Source organism: Zongyangia sp., assembly GCF_965361945.1.
The window spans coordinates 1-16,704 of the sequence record NZ_CBDTOK010000049.1 but is presented as its reverse complement, the minus strand read 5'-3'; the positions used below and the strand labels follow the sequence as shown (position 1 = coordinate 16,704).

Genomic DNA, 16,704 nt, shown 5'->3' with positions numbered 1-16,704 from the left:
TTTATGAAGCTGGAAGAAATGAAGCAGGGCCTTTGGGGATATAAAAAGGATCATGTATTCTTATATATTGCCACCCAGGAAGAGGCGTTTTCTCAGAAGCTGCTGGAAAAGGATGCCCAGATGGAGCGGATGGATCAGCAGGCCCAAACCCGCATCCGGGAGCTGGAGGAGGAAAATAGCCGCTTGCGGGAAGAAGTCAGCAGGATACGCGGACAGTATGATCAAATTTCCACCGCTATTTTGGACGCTAGAGCCAGCGCGGAAGCGTTAAAGGCGGAAACCCAGGTTCAGGAGGAAGCCGCTCGTCAAACCCTCCGCCAAGCTTTGGAGCAGGATCTGTCCCTGTTGGATGGCTACCGGGCAAACATCAAAAAGCTGCGGGAGTCTATCTGCGCAACCTTGGAGGAGCTTAACGCTCAGACCCATCAACTCGAACAGCAGGCCGCCAGTCTGAGCGAGGCAGCTCCTACTGGCAATCTGGCCCTATTTCGGTGAGAGAGGAAGGTAGAACTTGCAAACCGGCGAAGCAATCATCTATGTGGCAGGAAATCCAGATCTCTATCCTTTGGAGTATTATGACCCGGAAAGCCAGACCTATGAGGGGGCAATTCCCTCATTTCTCCGGCAGTTTGCCAGCGAATATGGGTACGATCTGCGCTATTACCAGCCAGGCGAGAAGGATCAACGGAAGGATCTAGCGGAGAAACAACAGGTCGACCTGGTCTCTGGCTGTGCGGGGGATAACCAATATGCCCATATGGAGGAAGAACCCCTTCTTCTCTTCCCCGCCGTCACTGAAGGGGAAGAGACGGTGTATTTTCTCTCCTTTACCGATGTGGCTCCTTCCGCCTTTCAATCCGACCTGCGGGAATATGCGGCCCAGCGCTCCCAGGCAGAGTGGACCGGCTCTCTGTTGGAGGCCGCTGGAGAAGGCGCCCCGCAGCCGGGGATTCCCACAGCTGCAATGGTCGGTATCGGGATAATCTTCCTGCTGCTGGTTCTGGGGCTTCTGTCGGCCCTGGTCTGTCTGAAACGGGAGAGAAAAAAGGCCAAAGAAATTCTTCTAAACGATCCGGAGACGGGGCTGCGAACCTACGAATATCTGGATCATACGTACCCGCGACTCATCCAAGATCAGAACCGCCCTCTCTATTATTTGGTCTGTTTTCACCTAGACCTGGATCATGTGGGATATTTTATGGGGCAGGAGCAGGCCAAGGCATTCTGGCTTCATGGGGCACAGGCACTCAAAGAGGCGGGTATTTCCTCCGATATCCTGGCCAAAGGCTCCGACGGAGAACTGATCGCCGTTAAAATGTCCCAGAACCAGGAAAGGGTAGAACGGTGGGTACGCGCCGTGCTCCAGGAGATTCGCAGCTTTTCCTGCGACGGGCGAAAGTTATCCCCCGGCGACGCAGTGGCGGGTATCTGTCCTCTCAAGGTAGAGTACCGGGACTTAGGCCACGCCCTGTTTCATACCAGGCAGTGCGCCCTAAAGGCTCGCAGGGAGGAAACGGATTGCAGATTTTGTGATACCAAAGAATGCAAAAACTGTCAGGAACGATGGCAGCTATTGGCAGATTTTGAAGGTGGATTGGAACGGAAGGAAATTCAGCTTTATCTCCAATTTTTTGTGGACGCCCACTCCTATCGGGTGGTGGGGGGTGAGGCCCTTTCCCGCTGGAATCACCCTGTGCGGGGCCTCTTAATGCCGGACCATTATGTTCCTCTGCTGGAGAAGGAAGGCCGGATTGAGAACCTGGATTTCTATGGCATGGAAAAAGTCTGCGTGTTCCTAGAAGGTTTAGAGCAACAAGAAATCCATGATTTCTTTATTTCCTGCAACTTTTCCCGCCGGACACTGGCCAGTTATGATTTTACCCAGCGCTTCACACAGATCCTACAAAACCATACCTTTCCTCGAAAACTGCTCATTCTGGAGGTAACCGAGAGCGAGTGGATTGATCCCAAAGAAAGCGAACAGATGCTCCGGAATATTATGGCCGTTCGGGATCTTGGCGTCCGGGTAATCTTTGACGACTTCGGAATTGGTTTTTCCTCCTTCCACGACCTACAGGAATATCCCATGGATGGTCTGAAGCTAGATAAGCATCTCATCGACAACATGTGGACGGCCCAGGGGAAGATCATCCTCAACGCCCTGGTCCAGACAGGCCACAGCATGGAACTGACCATCCTGGCGGAAGGGGTTGAGGATGACAAGCAGATCGAAATTTTGCAAAGTCTCAACTGTGATGTACTCCAAGGATTTCGATTTTTTGTCCCCATGCCGGCGTCAAATGCAATGGCAAGGATTCTAGATCTGCGACAACAAGCATAAAAGACGAAATTTGACATCCGGTGCCCGCAATGGTATCATCATAAAAGAATAAACGGGTGAGCACCTACCGGCAGTCAGGCTTTGGTCTGGCTGCTTTTTGCTTGGAGGAGGATCATAATGCTCGGTTATATCTGGCCTATTGCCCTGGTGGTTGTGGCCAATGTATTCTACAATATCACCACAAAATCTACCCCGTCCCAGGCCAACGCCTTTCTTTCCCTGGCCGTCACCTACTGTGTTGCCGCGGCGTGCGCCTTTGGGCTGTACCTGTTCCAGGGCGGCCATCAAAAGCTGCCGGCAGAGCTATCCAAGCTCAACTGGACAGCGGTCCTCCTGGGCATCAGTGTGGTTGCCCTGGAGTTTGGCTATATCCACGTCTACCGGGCTGGATGGAAGGTAAACACCGCCTCCCTTGTGGCCAATATTTCCCTTGCCTGCATCCTAGTCTTGGTGGGCTTTTTCCTCTATCAGGAGAGCATCTCCCTCAAACAGGTCATCGGCATGGGAGTCTGCGCTGTAGGCCTGTTTCTCATCACCCAATAATGCAGGCGCCTGTGGATTCATAGGATCGCCCCTATTAAAATTTCTGCCCAGGGCCTGTCTTTCTCTGTGTTGCTTCTCCCCCTTCTCTGTGCTATGATTTTTAAAAAAGGGGGACGGCTTATGGAGATTCGGGTACTGAAATATTTCCTCATGGTGGCCCGGGAGGAGAATATCACCAGGGCGGCTCACCTCCTCCACCTGACACAGCCCACCCTCTCCCGGCAGCTGATCCAGCTGGAAGAGGAACTGGGCGTCAAACTCTTTTACCGGAGCAAGCACCATATTGTCCTGACCGAGGAGGGGATGCTGCTGCGCCGGCGGGCAGAGGAGATTGTCTCCCTCGCGGAAAAGGCCAAGGAAGAGCTGTGCCATGAGAAGGAACAGCTGGCGGGCAATATCTCGGTGGGCAGCGGGGAGCTGCAGAGCTCCCAGTTCCTAGCAGAACTGATCTCCACCTTCCAGCGGGAAAACCCTTTGGTAACCTTTGAACTATACAGCGGCAATGCCGACAATATTAAGGAGCGGATCGAGCGGGGAATTCTGGATCTGGGCCTGCTGCCGGAACCGGTGGACATTGCAAAATATGGGTTTATCCGCACACCGGTCCAGGAAACCTGGGGTGTGCTGATGCGGGCCGATTCCCCTCTGGCGGAAAAGCCGGGGATTACGCCCCAGGACCTGGCCGGCCAGCCCCTGATCCTGCCCCAGCGGGAGATCCTGCAAAATGAGCTGTTTCACTGGTTTGGCCCTCTGGCGGAGAAGCTGCATATTGTGGCCAGCGGAAACCTGCTCTATAATGAGGCCATCCTGGCCCGCAACCAGGTGGGTTACGTCCTCACCCTGATTCTCGATTGCTCCTATGAGGGGCTTTGTTTTGTCCCCCTCTCCCCTTCCATTCGCACCAGCACCGTGCTGGTGTGGAAAAACGCCCAGGTCTTTTCTCCGGCGGCTTCTGCCTTTATTGAACACGCACAAAAATACATTTCAGGCATGAAAGAGAATCCAATATAAGCATTAGACATGTTTTCATCCAAGGTCTACAATATAGGTGTCCCAACGGGACATCTATTTTTTTGCATAAAAAGAACTGGCAATAAGGCATCCGCCGCTTCTGCCAGCAAAATGCACGATCTGGAAGGGGTTATTCCATGACCATCAACGAGGCAAGCGAACGCTATCAGATCCCCCTAGAAATCCTCAAGGAATACGAGCGGTGGGGGCTTTGCGGCGCGGTGAAAAAGGTGATGGGGGCCTGGCAGTACGACGACACGGATTTGGAGCGTCTGAGCCTGATTATGTCCCTCCACGACATGGGCTTTGACATTGGCGAGATCGAGACCTACATGAAGCTTTTGCTGGAGCAGGAGGATACAGAGGAGCAGCGGCTGAAGATGCTCAACCAAAAGCGCAGCTGCACCCTGGATGAAATCCACCTGCGGGAGAGACAGCTGCAGCGGCTGGATTACCTGCGCTATCATATCCGGAAAAAACAGCAAGAAAAAGCATAAAATAAAACCTATCACCATGAGGAGGCATTTTTGATGAAAATCCAAGACAAAAACCAATTCGACAACCAAAACGTCTTCGGCATGGGCCAGCCCAATACCGCCTTTGCCCAGTATTTTATCGGCAATTCCTATCTGCATCCCCTGACAAAACCGGAAGAAAGCGCCGTATCCCTGGCCAACGTCACCTTTGAGCCGGGCTGCCGGAACAACTGGCACATCCATCACGCAAAAACCGGCGGCGGCCAGATTCTCATCTGCACCGCGGGCAGCGGCTGGTACCAGGAGGAGGGCAAGGAAGCCGTCAGCCTGGAGCCGGGAACGGTCATCGTCATCCCGCCCGAGGTCAAGCATTGGCACGGGGCCAAGGCGGACAGCTGGTTCTCCCACATTGCCGTAGAAGTCCCCGGCGACGAGACCAGCAATGAATGGCTGGAAGCGGTGGATGACCAGGCTTATCAGAGTCTGAAATAAAGGCTTGCCCCTCAAATGAGGAAAGGCAATCTTTTTCCATCAGGAGGGAATCATATGCAATACACCAAACTGGGCAATTCCGATTTGACCGTCTCCCGCATCTGCATGGGATGCATGGGCTTTGGCGACGCCAAGAATGGCCAGCACAGCTGGACCATCGATGAAGAACACTCCCGGCAAATCATCAAGCGGGGGCTGGGGCTTGGCGTCAACTTCTTTGACACCGCTATTGCCTACCAAAGCGGCACCAGTGAACAGTATCTAGGCCGGACCCTCCGGGACTTTGCCCGCCGGGAGGATGTGGTGGTGGCCACCAAGTTCCTGCCCCGGACCCCGGAGGAGATCCAAGCGGGGATTTCCGGCCAGCAGCATATCCAGCGGATGATCGATACCAGCCTGAAAAACCTGGGCCTTGATTATGTGGATCTGTATATCTACCACATGTGGGATTACGCCACCCCCCTCTATGACATTATGGAGGGGCTGCACCAGGCTGTAACGGCGGGAAAAGTCCGGTATATCGGTATCTCCAACTGTCTGGCCTATCAGCTGGCCAAGGCAAACGCCCTGGCGGAGCAGGAGGGCTTTTCCAAGTTTGTTTCCATCCAGGGCCATTATAACCTGATCTTCCGGGAGGAGGAGCGGGAGATGGCGAAGCTTTGCGGGGAGGACAACATTGCCATGACCCCCTACAGTCCCCTGGCCGGCGGCCGCCTTTCCAAGCATCCGGGAGAGACATCCAAGCGTCTGGAGGAGGACAGCTACGCCAAATTCAAATATGACGCCACCGCCGGACAGGACGCGGTCATCATCAGCCGGGTGGCAGAGCTGGCAGAAAAACAGGGCGTATCCATGACTGAAATCTCCCTGGCATGGCTGCTCACCAAGGTGACGGCTCCCGTAGTGGGCGCTACCAAGCTGCACCATATCGAAGGGGCGGCAAAGGCGGCGGATCTTCTGCTGACGCCGGAGGAAATCGCCTATCTGGAGGAGCCCTATGTCCCCCACAACCTGGTAGGCGTCATGGCCCAAAACACCCCGGCGGCAGAGGGGGAGCAGCATGTGTGGAGCACCGGCAACCAACAGATTGAAAAGTAGAAAGAAGGATATACAAATGAACATCTATGAAACCGATCCGGAATTTATGGAGCGGATGGAACACTTTGCCACGGATGAGGTGGTGGGCGAGCCCGGCCAGCAGCTGGAGGAGCCTACCCGTCACATGGCCATCCTGGCTACCCTGCTGGGCTGCCAGGGCATTGACCAGTTCCGGCTGGAGCTGCCCCAGGCCCTGGATGCCGGGGTCACCCCCGTCATGGCCAAGGAGATCGTCTACCAGGCGGTGGATTATCTCGGCATCGGCCGGGTTCGTCCCTTCCTGGATGCCACCAACGCCATCCTGGCCGGCCGGGGCGTCAAGCTTCCCTTGGAGGGACAGGCTACCACCACCATGGAAAACCGTCTGGAAAGGGGCGCCCAAACCCAGGTGGAGATTTTCGGGGATTCCATGAAGGACGCCTGGAAACAGGGCCACATCAACCGCTGGCTGGCGGCCAACTGCTTTGGGGACTACTACACCCGCACCGGGCTGGACCTCAAGCAGCGGGAGATGATTACCTTCTGTTTCCTGGCGGCTCAGGGAGGCTGCGAACCCCAGCTGACAAGTCACGCCAAGGGCAATATGAACCTTGGCAACGACAAGGCATTCCTGATCCGGGTGGTCTCCCAATGCCTGCCCTATATCGGCTATCCCCGGAGCCTCAACGCCATTTCCTGCGTCAACAAGGCCGCTGAGGAGATGGGCAGATAGTTTTCGAAATTTGCGCCCTTGGCCTTTTTGGGGAAGGATTCCGTTGATTTCTCTTGATTGACAAAAAGCGCTTAGGAAAAATCCTAAGCGCTTTTTTGTTTTATCTGTTCCATCGCCGCCTGCTGTCTTTCTCCCGCCGATTCCAGATCCTCAAAATCCCCTAAGTCGGCCAGCTGGACGGATGAGGCGTCCACACCGGCATCCGGTTGTTCCCGTTGGCCTTGGAGGGTAGGCGGTATCTCTCCCTCCAGCTGGCCCTGGACGCTCTGCGCCCGGAGCAGGCAGACCTGTTCCAGGGTGTCCACAGCACGCTGATGATCCTCATAGGAGCAAAACTTTGTGGGATCCTTCGCAACATAGGGGGCAATCATCGCCGCTGTCCGCCGAAGGGTAGCCGCGAACCGCCCGCTTTCCATATACTCAGATAAAAACTCATCAAAGTATTCGTGATACTGGGCAAAGTATTCGTCTCGCAGCATCAGGTTGTGATAGAGGGGCCGGTTGAGCATCACGCTTCCCTCCGCAGGGGTATTGATGGGATAGTTGATAAGGATGTTGGGATCTTCAATAGGGTTGGTCATGCCCAGGGCATAGGTGCCAAAAGCCAGGTTATAATCCCAAGGCAGAATGGTGAGAACCCCCTCTTCCTCATATAAAAAATAGTTGTGTCCCGTATATCCCAGATAGCTGTCCCAGTTCATGACAAAGACCTGTACCGTAAAATACCGCAAGGCGCCGTCCACATTGACAGCACTTTCTAAATTTTCGCCGGTAGCTAAAATTTCCAGCGCCTCAATCAGCCGCCTTTGATCCTTTCGGGTAAGCTGGAATTTGCCGTTTTCAAAGATGCCTGGATAACTGCTGGGGTTGCCGTCAATATACCGCAGCGCCACGTCGGCATTTTCTTCCTCTAAGGAGCGGTAATCCGGTTTGTAAAGCTGGCCATGATCGTTGCCAAAATTCCGCCGGGCAAACGCCTCCTCCGGTTCCTCCACCGCCAAAAACAGCCCCCAGTCCTCCCCGTTGACCTTGACCCAGACATAGCTGCAAAGGGGAGTAGGCACCTCCATAAAGGCCATCATGTCATAAGCCATATAGGTCTTTAGATAGCTGTTGTCCTGAAAGGAGGCATCCAGAGAAAATTTATCCAGTCCATAGTAGTTCCCGCCGTCCAAAAACTGGTCAAACTCCAGCTTCAGGCTGTAGCGGCTGAGTCCATATTCCTCTGTCAGCCGCAGGGAGTTGTTCCCTTTGGCCCGCAGGCCTACCTGTTGGAATATCTCCCCATCAATTTGGACGGTACAGGAAACATACTCCTCCTTGGCCGCATTCTGGACAAAGCTGCCCCAATCGTCAATCTGTATATCAACGGTATGAACCCTGCTGTCATCAAAAAGCCGGGTCACATATGCTAGGGGGGCGCTCTCTTGAGGAATTTGATCCCCGCCCCACATCAGCGCCAGGGTCAGAAGAGCGGCCGCAATGGCAGCGGCTATACAGATCAGGTCGATGCGCTTGTGTTTGATCATCGCCTTATCCCATGTAGTCGCCGTTATAAGAGACCAGCACCACCCTGGAAACGCCAGCCATTGCTTCCAGTTCATTAATAAAAGCGCTGTTGTCGTCCTTTAACCGGACTTCGTAGTTTAATTCCACCATACCGTTTTCCATGCTTTTACTCTTTAGGTTCAGCCGCGCCACCTGGGATTTCAGAAACGCCTTGGTCTGCGCCTCGACCTGGCCATTCTCACAGTGGAGCACCAAAATATAGGGGGCATCCACCGTCTTTTTGCGGGCAAAAACAACCAGCACGATCCCTACAAAAAGGCTGCCGAATACCGCCAGAGGGATCAGACCAGCCGCCAGTACAATCCCAACCGCAATGGACCAGAACAAAAAAGCAATGTCCATGGGCTCTTTGATTGCGGTGCGAAACCGGACAATGGACAGGGCGCCCACCATGCCCAGGGAAAGCACCACGTTGCTGACCACCGCCATCATAAGAAGAACGGTAATGAGGGATAGGGCCACCAAGGTCACTCCAAAGCTCATAGAATACATGACGCCGCTGTAGCTCATTTTGTAAATAAAAAAGATAAACAGTCCTAACAAAAAGGCCAGAACGAGCGCGATGCCCATATCCAGCATGGAAACACCGGTTATATTCTCAAGAAAGCTGGACTTAAAAATATCCTGAAAGGTCATAATGCCGATCTCCCTCCACTTTTCTCTTTAGTCAAACCGCCGGCACAGGGCATATTTGGAGCAGGATGCCGCCTGCCTGCCGGGCACCTGTACCGCCATGCGGACAAGATCCGGCAAAAAGGCGTCATATTTGACTTCCAGTACCGTAATCTCCTCCAGCACCTTCAAATGGAACCGGTCCGGATTGAGAAAATCGGTATTTCCCAGTCCAGAGCGGATATTTCGGTCCAGGGTAATCCGCACATTGCCGGGGCCATAGAAAAACGCCTCTCTGTCATAACAAACCACGGTCTTAGGGCCTAGGCCCTCTCCCCGCAGCTTGCTATAAAACTCCGCAAGCAGCGGGTCGCCGGCATCTAAAAGGAACCTGTCCTCCCCCGCCAGCAGCCGCGCCACCTGCTCCGGTGTCATGCGGACGCTGTGTTTGCCGCACAGTCCTTGTTCCTTGGTCTTCTTTTCCAGCCGGATAAAAGAAGTATCCCTTCCATAATACCGCAGACGGAATTTTTCTCTCCGGCTGACCCCGTCCAGTTTTTCCCGCAGGGCGGTGTCATAAGGGGTGTCAAAATAGAGGCTGGTAACCCGGTAGCTGCCGTCCGCTCCCCCATGCTGGTCATGGGGAAAGAGCTTGCGCAGCCTTTGGGAAAGCACCAGATCTTCCCGCAGGTTGATCTGGTGCTTCAGCTCATGACGCAGGCCGCGCCCTTTGGATGGGTCAATCGTCATAGCCGGAATCCCCATCGTCGTAATTGCTGCCGCCATCGTCATAGTTGCTGTTCCCATAACCGGAGTTGCCATAATTGGTGGTGCCCCCGTCGTCATAGTTGCTATTCCCGTAATTGGTAACGCCGTCGTTTCCGGGGCCGTAGTCGGTGTCGTTGTAATCGGTGACGCCGTCGCTTCCTGAGCCGTAGTCGGTGTCGTTGTAATCGGTGACGCCGTCGCTTCCAGGGCCGTAGTCGGTGTCATTGTAATCGGTGACGCCGTCACTTCCAGGACCGTAGTCGGTGTCATTGTAATCGGTGACGCCATCGCTTCCGGGGCCATAGTCGGTGTCGTTGTAGCCCGCCGTACCATTGGCGGGAATGCTGCCGGTCTTGTGTTCCGCCCGGAGGATTTTCCCGGTTACGGCGTGGACATCATACTCATATTCGACGCCGTTTGCCACGAATTCCAGTTCAAACACCGGCGTACCGTCGTCGTGATCAAACTCCTTATCTTCAAACACAGCATCGGCTGCGCTGACATTGGCCTGGGTCAACGCGATTTCTTTTGCCTTTTCCAGGGTAATATAGGGAGATTCTCCTCCATCTTTGACATAAGCTGGGTCGTAATCGTCGTCGTCAATGGTCACAATGCCAGAGGAAAGGCGCAGTCCCTTCACCGCATCCTGGGTGCTGGCGCTCATATTGGCCAAAAAGTCGCTGCTTGGAAGCACAGAACCAGGTTCCAGCTGCAGGACAATGTTCTTTTGGTTGCCGTCAACATCCTCTACAAAATAGCCAGCCTCATTGATTTCAACAATCAAATCCTGAAGAACTTCACTGCAATCTTTTCCGATATAGTCTTGATAGGAGGCCACAATGCCTTTGCCATCCTCATTCTGTCCGGACAGGGCGGTAACCCTGCCTTCTTTGTTGTACTCAATCTGGATTTCCGGGTTGACGCTTAAGGTCAGGATTCCTGTTTCCTTCAGGGCATTGCCCTCCGCTGGTTGGGTGGCGCATCCGGCCAGAAGGACTGCCGCCAGGACAGCCAGGGAAGAGACCGCTGCTAAAACTTTTCTTCTCAACTTCATAATTGATTGCTCCTCTCAGTTATTATCGTGTGGTTTTCACCTTACACTGATAGACTACGGAAGGCCTGCCAAAAAACCGGGGTCGTACAGAAAAAATTTTTTAAATATTTAGTCGTCATCCTCTTCATCATCATAGTTGGAATCGCCGCCATCATCGTTGTCATCATCGTCATAGCCGCTGTCATCTGACCCGTTGTCGCTCCCCGGGCTGTATCCGGAATCACCGTCGCTGTCCGGCCCATAATCCGTATTGCCGTAGCCGGTGCTTTGGGAGGTTGCGGGGGGCGGAGCCGCCGGGGTGGTGCTGGGAGTTGTTTGGGGCGGCGTGGTGGTTGTAGCCGGCGGAGTTGTCGTGACCAGCGGCGTGGTGGTTGACACTTCCTCCGGCGCTTCCTCCCCCTGGCCGTTTTGGTAGTTGACGATTTCGATCATCACCGTCATCCGTCCGTCCAGATATTCCTCTACCTGGGTGCGCAGCTGCATGCCGTACTCCTGGAACATGGCCTCATCGGGGGAGTCAATGGAGAAGGAGATTTGACCTCCTTCCGACAAAAATCCCATAGCAATGGCCCGGTCAATGAGTTCATCGGCTACAGTGACCTTATCTTTGCCCTTGCCGTCATAGCCTTCCAACAGCTTTTCCCCGTCTTCATTGGTCCCGGTCAGCTCTACAACCGTTCCCTGCCGGTTCAGATCCATCTGCACCTCCGGGTTGATGGTCAAATAGATGGAGGAGTAGGGCTGTAAATAATTCTGATAGTAGCCAATACCGAAAACCAACAGCAGGCATGCCGCAATGGCCGCCACAGCGCTACCAATCCATCGGATGGTATGGCTTTGTTTTTGCGGCTCTTCCCGCATCAGCACCGGGTCATATACCCTTTGGCCTACTTCATACTGGAGATTGGCCGCTTTGAAAAAGCGGCCCTCTTCATCCAGAAGAACGGCATATCCAGGGTGGCATTCCATTACCAGATAACTCATCTCACTGCCACTCCTTTCATCACCTGCTTTAAGTGCCCTCGGATGATTTCATACCCATTGGTATAGATCAGCAGCAGGGCAATCATATATTTGCGGTGCCGCTCCAGGGTTTTTCTTTCTACACCGCTGCCCTCTGACAGCCGGCTGATGGGCAATCGCCGCGTCTCCAGAAGGTCCTCCAATAATTCCGGGTTCTCCCGGGCGTATTGCAGGGCCTTCCGGCAGGCCTCGAGCGTCCGCTGCTGTTTGGGGCAGTTGGCCGCCACGTCGGTCAAGCTAACTCCAAACTCCGCCATCTGGCTGCTGAGATGAAAAATTTCCTCCCGGGTGGCGTCGCGCTGCATCATTTCCTCATGATGATCCCGTTGATCCGCCAGTGTCTCCCCTATGGTGACATCGTCCTCCCCCTGAGGCGTATCCAGGGAGATGACGCCGTCATGCCGCCGGTTCCTCCGGCTGTAATCGATAAGACGGCTTCGGATCAGCATTCCCGCGTATTTGAGAAAAGCCCCGCGAGTCCGTGAATAGCTTCCGATGGCCTCGTGGAAGGCCATCATAGCGATGCTCAGTTCATCGTCCTGCCCCTCTATCGGCGGCCGCTTTAAAAACTTGGCTGTTTCCGCCTTAATAAAGGGCAGGTAGCTGCTGATGAGCCGGTCCGCCGCCTGTACATCCCCTCTTGCCTCGTCGACCTGTTGGATGATTGTGTGCTCACTATTCATACAGCAGATCCCCCCTTATATAGAATACGGTCCCTGTTTTCTCAAACCGGGGCCAATCAATAAAAAAACTAAAAAAATTTCTACTTACATCACTTTGATGGCGTATTATACATGTAATAAAAGTAATAAGCAACCATTATTGTTTCAGGTTTAGGTAAATTTTAGGTAAATATTTTCCTGTTTCTATGATACCTTGTTTGCCCTAACCACCCCATATAAAAAGAGGAGGCACGGTTTCGTGCCTCCTGTCTTTATTTTTTCCGGTGGCAGGCTATCCTGTCCCCGGTCTTTTTATTTCACAGAATCTCCCCTTGGGAAAACTATCGGTTCTGTCCCGCTTTCCTGCGCTGGGATACTGTCAGGGCCACAAGGGCAGCACCGCTTGCCGCCAGAAGAAGGGCCACTAGAAGGATATTCTGGCTGTCTCCTGTCTGGGGGCTTTCCTTGCCGCCGGTGGAGCCGTTGTTCTCTGTCGTCCCGTCGGGGAAGGTGATATTCCCGTCTTGGGTGTGGCCGGGAATGGAGGGCTGGCCGTCCTGGCTGCCGCCGCCTTCCTGGCCGCCCTGGGTATCCTGGACAAAGTCGGCGATCAGCTCTATGTCGCCGGTGACATAAGCGCCGTAAACGGTAAGGGCTCCTGTGGCCGGGTCATAGGCATAGCCTTCGGATGGGAGCTCTGCGCCCTCCACCAGAACCTGCACCTGCTGGGGCAGCTTGTAGCCTTCATCCGGGATCAGGGTGGCGGTGAAGTCCTCCCCTGCCACCGGTGCCTGGGTGTAGGATGCGGTGCCGTGGGTGGTGGTGACGGTTACCTGCAGAGCCGCTTCCGCCGGCTGGATCTCGGAGCGGTCACGGACCCGGAGGCGGTTGCCTTCGGCGTCATGGGAGACAAAGCCTACGGCGGAGATGGTAGCGCCCTCCTTGACAAAGTCCTCCAGGGGCTGGGAGGCGTCATTGGAGTAATCGATATAGCCATCCACAAAGACCCGGCAGCTTTCGCCGCTTTCATCTACCAGCGCAATGCTTTCTACAATGCCGCCGGCCAGCTTCACGCTCTGCACGGTGCCTTCCACCCGGACCAGCATGCCGAAGTTAGCGTCATAGTCGTTGGCCTCTTTGGTGGTAACATCGGTAATGACCACGTTTTTGCTGCCTTCCAGCACCGTCACATTGATGGCGGAAAGCTGCTTGTCCCCGATATATTCGCTGATGGAGCCGGTGACCATCACCTGGTCGCCCCGGCGGATGGTGTTGTCGTCGATGGGGAAGACATTGATGCCGTTGCCCTCATCATCCTGGATGTAGATGGTGTTAAAGAAGGCGTTGCCGCTTTCTGCGGTGCCGTTGGCCACGGTGCCGACGACGGTAAATACCTCCCCGTCGGCACCGGCCCTTGCCTCCTGGATGGTGCTGATTTCAGGCTGCTTCTGCACCATGGACAGGATGTTCTGGGCGATAATGCCGTTGGAGTAGCTGACCTGATCTTCAGCCGCCACCTCAAAGTTGGAGCAGAAGACGGTGCCGGAGAGGAATACCCGGCCTTCCCCCACCCCTTCGGTGGCCATGGCGACAACGTCGCCCTTCTGCACCACGGCGCTTTCCGGGTCGTAGGGATCGGAGTAGCTCAGCACAGGCTTGCTGTGTCCCTGGGCGGGATTTTTGCTGTTGATGGAATAGGTGCCCTCATGTCCGAAAACAATGGGCTCGCCGCTGCCCACCGCAATGGAGCAACCGGAGTAGGAGCTGTAGGCCAAGCCGGATTCCACCACGCCGGAGAGGACCTGCTGAACGATAGGATCGCTGCTTTCGGTGTTAAAGTCGTCGAAATAGAGGCGGTAGGGCTGTCCCCCGTTTTCCTCCTGGTCGATGAGCTCGTCGTCGTTGACCCGCATGGTGGCGCCAATGGCGGCCAGGAGCTTGTTGACCTGCTCGTAGGTGGTATAGGGCACTCCGCTGTTGGCGTCCTGATAGTCCGCCAGGCCGCAGACAATGACGGTGCCTCCGCCCTGGACGTAATCCCGCACCACATTGATAAACTCGTCCTCAAAGGTGCTGATCGTGGCCTCACCTGTGTAGTCGCTGGTATATTTCAGCGGCGCGGAGATGACAAGGAGGGAGACGTCGGCCAGGGTTTGGGCGGTGATGGTCTCGCCTGGCTGGGCGATGCGCACCTGGATGTTCTCCGCCGTGCCCATGTTGATGAAGTTGGTCATGTTCCCCGCGTAGTAGCCGTTGACATAATCGTTATAGTGGGTGCCGTCGATGAGCACCTTGGTGGCAATGGCCGGATCGGAAACACTGAGCTTGAGCACGTCGGTGAAGGTAAATTCCTCCCCGCCGATGGTGGCCTTCATCTGGACATTGATGTTAAAGCCACCGGCCTGTGTCACCGTATAGGGGAAGGCATAGGTGTCGGAAGTCCGTGCCCCTACCACCCCTGCGTCGCCGATCTGGCTGACGTCGGCGGTATGGAAAGGCTCCTCCTGGCCCTCCATGGTGTAGGTCAGGGAGGTGACGGTCATATCCTCGCTGAGATTGTTGTAGATCTGGCTGGAGATGTTGATCTCATCCCCTTTGATGGGCAGAGCTACGTCGCTGGCGGTTTTGGAGACGCCTGCATTCATGCTCTCGCCCACCCAGACCGGAGCGGTGACGGCGATGTTTTTATCCGCCTGGGTAATCCGCAGGTAATAGTAGCCGTAGGTGGCGGGGAGGTTGTCAAAAGAAAGCTCCGCCGAGCCGCCTTCAAAGGTCTGCTCCGCCAGGGTCTGGCCGCCGTTGACAATGACCTCCACCTTGGTGGTGCCAGCGGTATCGGTGGGGTCGGTGATGGAGACCTGGATATCCACCTCATCCTGGTCATCCAGAATGGAGCCCATGGCGTTGCCGTTGAGGGAGTAGAGGATGGACAGGTCGTTATCCTCGGTGGCGTAGACCCGGTAATTCTTCATGGCGTCATAGATGGCCTCCTCGCTCAGGTCGGTGGCCAGCACAACGCTGCGGGCGGTGTTGGAGTCTCCCCAGTTGCCCTTGTGGTTATCCTGGTTGTTGGTGGGGGCCACATGCCAGCCCTTATCCAAAGCCCGGGTGTAATAGCCGTAGGAGGGGAAGTAACCGGAGCTTCCGATGGCTCCCTCGCCGTTGCCGACCTCGATGAGGGTAATCTGGTTATCCACCACCGGGTCATAGAGGGAGAAGTCCATAAAGTCGCCGAAGGTATCTCCAGGATGGTTAAACTGGGAGATGGTCTCCGGGTTCTCGTTGAGGGTGTCGTAATAGGCCTGCAACACCTCATAGTTATCCCCTTTCTTATAAGGGGCGTAGTTGCGGCTTTCAAAGCCCTCGGAATTAAAGGTATTGATGTGTCCCGGAGCGCCGCCGGACCAGGTCATCTCAAAGCCATAGAGGCCCACAAAGGTGCCGTCCTCCCGGGCGGTGATGTCCCGGGCGCCCTGGCGGCCTTCCGCCCATTCAGAGCTGAGGCTTTCGGCATTTGTATCCCCCAGGTGAACCCCTCCGTCGTTGTCAAAGGAGTTGGAGTGGTCGGTAAGGGCTAGGAAATCCAGGTTTTCCACCTTGGAAGCATGGTCATAAGCCTGCTCCACCGTACCGGTGCCGTCGGACAGGTTGGTATGGGCGTGGAGCTGACCGAAATAGAGCTGATAATCTCCCAGCTCCATGGGGGCTTTATAGGTAAAGGTGATGACTTCGCCGGTCTGGGCCGGGGTCTCATCCACGGCGGGGATATAGGCCACCGCCTTGATGATGACAGGCTGGTCCTTGGCCGGGGTGTTTTCAATTTCAATGGGGGCGGTGTACTGCAGCTCCGGTTTTGTCACATCCGGATCCTCCGGCTCGGTGCCGTCGGTTTTCATGGTAAAGTAGATCTGCGCCCCGTCGGCGGCGGAGAGGGTGATCTTCTGGCCCGCCTCCACACTGGCGCCGCTCTTGGGGGAAGCCTCTACCTGCAAGCCCTCCACCTCCGGGGCGTCGGGATCGGTAATCTCGCCGGTGACCTTGTAAAACTGAAGCTGGAACTGGTCGTCGGTAGCGGCGCTGCTGGAGTTGTAGCTGCTCCAGTTGTTGTAATCCGCATACCATTCCATATAGTTACCCCGCACCGTGTTGCGGATGTTGTAGGTGCCGTTGGGAAGGGCTGTCACCTCCCAGTCGTCGTTGACAGCGCCTAAATCCATGCTGGAGTAGCTATCCGCAAGGCCGATGTTCTGGCCGTCCTGCTGGAAACTATAGGTGCCGTCGCCGTTTTTGACCACCGTCCACACCTCGGTATCTCCAAAGCCGGTGACGGTATCGCCGGAAAC

General features: G+C 55.2%; 15 protein-coding genes. 8 read left to right on the top strand and 7 right to left on the bottom strand.

Annotation, left to right across the window (positions count from 1 at the left end; genetic code table 11):
* Positions 1-3: 3 nt before the first annotated feature.
* The 8 genes from ACZ25G_RS03185 to ACZ25G_RS03150 all read left to right on the top strand — a co-directional run bounded on the left by ACZ25G_RS03185 (position 4) and on the right by ACZ25G_RS03150 (position 6,673).
* Positions 4-495, top strand: a complete 492-nt coding sequence (locus ACZ25G_RS03185; protein WP_191482585.1) for a hypothetical protein — start codon at positions 4-6, stop codon at positions 493-495.
* A 16-nt stretch (positions 496-511) separates the two neighbouring features.
* Entirely contained in the window at positions 512-2,341 is a 1,830-nt protein-coding gene (locus ACZ25G_RS03180; protein ID WP_463681513.1) for an EAL domain-containing protein, read from the top strand.
* 117 nt (positions 2,342-2,458) lie between these two features.
* Positions 2,459-2,884 (top strand): EamA family transporter, encoded by a 426-nt coding sequence (locus ACZ25G_RS03175; RefSeq protein WP_191482583.1) that lies wholly within the window; start codon positions 2,459-2,461, stop codon positions 2,882-2,884.
* A gap of 120 nt (positions 2,885-3,004) precedes the next feature.
* On the top strand, positions 3,005-3,895 hold the full coding sequence (locus ACZ25G_RS03170) for a LysR substrate-binding domain-containing protein (protein ID WP_191482582.1): 891 nt from the start codon (positions 3,005-3,007) through the stop codon (positions 3,893-3,895).
* Between the two features lie 137 nt (positions 3,896-4,032).
* Entirely contained in the window at positions 4,033-4,392 is a 360-nt protein-coding gene (locus ACZ25G_RS03165) for a MerR family transcriptional regulator (RefSeq protein WP_191482581.1), read from the top strand.
* 33 nt (positions 4,393-4,425) lie between these two features.
* A complete protein-coding gene (locus tag ACZ25G_RS03160; protein WP_463681512.1) occupies positions 4,426-4,863 on the top strand; it encodes a cupin domain-containing protein in 438 nt (145 codons plus the stop codon).
* A gap of 54 nt (positions 4,864-4,917) precedes the next feature.
* Entirely contained in the window at positions 4,918-5,961 is a 1,044-nt protein-coding gene (locus tag ACZ25G_RS03155; RefSeq protein WP_463681511.1) for an aldo/keto reductase, read from the top strand.
* 16 nt (positions 5,962-5,977) lie between these two features.
* On the top strand, positions 5,978-6,673 hold the full coding sequence (locus ACZ25G_RS03150; protein ID WP_463681510.1) for a carboxymuconolactone decarboxylase family protein: 696 nt from the start codon (positions 5,978-5,980) through the stop codon (positions 6,671-6,673).
* A gap of 83 nt (positions 6,674-6,756) precedes the next feature.
* Here ACZ25G_RS03150 and ACZ25G_RS03145 read toward each other — a convergent pair whose 3' ends face one another.
* The 7 genes from ACZ25G_RS03145 to ACZ25G_RS03115 all read right to left on the bottom strand — a co-directional run.
* Positions 6,757-8,202, bottom strand: a complete 1,446-nt coding sequence (locus ACZ25G_RS03145) for a CotH kinase family protein (RefSeq protein ID WP_463681509.1) — start codon at positions 8,200-8,202, stop codon at positions 6,757-6,759.
* Between the two features lie 4 nt (positions 8,203-8,206).
* Positions 8,207-8,878: a DUF4956 domain-containing protein gene (locus ACZ25G_RS03140; RefSeq protein WP_463681508.1), complete on the bottom strand. Its 672-nt coding sequence runs from the start codon at positions 8,876-8,878 to the stop codon at positions 8,207-8,209.
* Between the two features lie 27 nt (positions 8,879-8,905).
* Positions 8,906-9,661: a polyphosphate polymerase domain-containing protein gene (locus ACZ25G_RS03135; RefSeq protein WP_463681507.1), complete on the bottom strand. Its 756-nt coding sequence runs from the start codon at positions 9,659-9,661 to the stop codon at positions 8,906-8,908.
* On the bottom strand, positions 9,594-10,676 hold the full coding sequence (locus ACZ25G_RS03130; RefSeq protein ID WP_463681506.1) for a PepSY domain-containing protein: 1,083 nt from the start codon (positions 10,674-10,676) through the stop codon (positions 9,594-9,596). Before ACZ25G_RS03130 ends, ACZ25G_RS03135 begins: the two co-directional genes overlap by 68 nt.
* Positions 10,677-10,784: 108 nt before the next feature.
* The gene (locus tag ACZ25G_RS03125; protein WP_191509514.1) at positions 10,785-11,660 is read right to left on the bottom strand and encodes an anti-sigma-I factor RsgI family protein; all 876 of its coding nucleotides are present in this window, start codon (positions 11,658-11,660) and stop codon (positions 10,785-10,787) included.
* Positions 11,657-12,382: a sigma-70 family RNA polymerase sigma factor gene (locus ACZ25G_RS03120; protein WP_463681505.1), complete on the bottom strand. Its 726-nt coding sequence runs from the start codon at positions 12,380-12,382 to the stop codon at positions 11,657-11,659. Before ACZ25G_RS03120 ends, ACZ25G_RS03125 begins: the two co-directional genes overlap by 4 nt.
* Before the next feature lie 320 nt (positions 12,383-12,702).
* The coding region (locus ACZ25G_RS03115) for a CehA/McbA family metallohydrolase (protein WP_463681504.1) at positions 12,703-16,704 on the bottom strand (4,002 nt) is incomplete at its 5' end.

Excerpts from the sequence above, each read along its gene's own strand:
- ACZ25G_RS03135 (WP_463681507.1), bottom strand. The coding sequence starts at position 9,661 with ATGGGAACAGCAACTATGACGATGGCGGCAGCAATTACGACGATGGGG.
- ACZ25G_RS03145 (WP_463681509.1), bottom strand. The coding sequence starts at position 8,202 with ATGATCAAACACAAGCGCATCGACCTGATCTGTATAGCCGCTGCCATT.
- ACZ25G_RS03160 (WP_463681512.1), top strand. The coding sequence starts at position 4,426 with ATGAAAATCCAAGACAAAAACCAATTCGACAACCAAAACGTCTTCGGC.
- ACZ25G_RS03185 (WP_191482585.1), top strand. The coding sequence starts at position 4 with ATGAAGCTGGAAGAAATGAAGCAGGGCCTTTGGGGATATAAAAAGGAT.
- ACZ25G_RS03175 (WP_191482583.1), top strand. The coding sequence starts at position 2,459 with ATGCTCGGTTATATCTGGCCTATTGCCCTGGTGGTTGTGGCCAATGTA.
- ACZ25G_RS03130 (WP_463681506.1), bottom strand. The coding sequence starts at position 10,676 with ATGAAGTTGAGAAGAAAAGTTTTAGCAGCGGTCTCTTCCCTGGCTGTC.
- ACZ25G_RS03150 (WP_463681510.1), top strand. The coding sequence starts at position 5,978 with ATGAACATCTATGAAACCGATCCGGAATTTATGGAGCGGATGGAACAC.
- ACZ25G_RS03125 (WP_191509514.1), bottom strand. The coding sequence starts at position 11,660 with ATGAGTTATCTGGTAATGGAATGCCACCCTGGATATGCCGTTCTTCTG.
- ACZ25G_RS03170 (WP_191482582.1), top strand. The coding sequence starts at position 3,005 with ATGGAGATTCGGGTACTGAAATATTTCCTCATGGTGGCCCGGGAGGAG.
- ACZ25G_RS03155 (WP_463681511.1), top strand. The coding sequence starts at position 4,918 with ATGCAATACACCAAACTGGGCAATTCCGATTTGACCGTCTCCCGCATC.
- ACZ25G_RS03140 (WP_463681508.1), bottom strand. The coding sequence starts at position 8,878 with ATGACCTTTCAGGATATTTTTAAGTCCAGCTTTCTTGAGAATATAACC.
- ACZ25G_RS03165 (WP_191482581.1), top strand. The coding sequence starts at position 4,033 with ATGACCATCAACGAGGCAAGCGAACGCTATCAGATCCCCCTAGAAATC.
- ACZ25G_RS03120 (WP_463681505.1), bottom strand. The coding sequence starts at position 12,382 with ATGAATAGTGAGCACACAATCATCCAACAGGTCGACGAGGCAAGAGGG.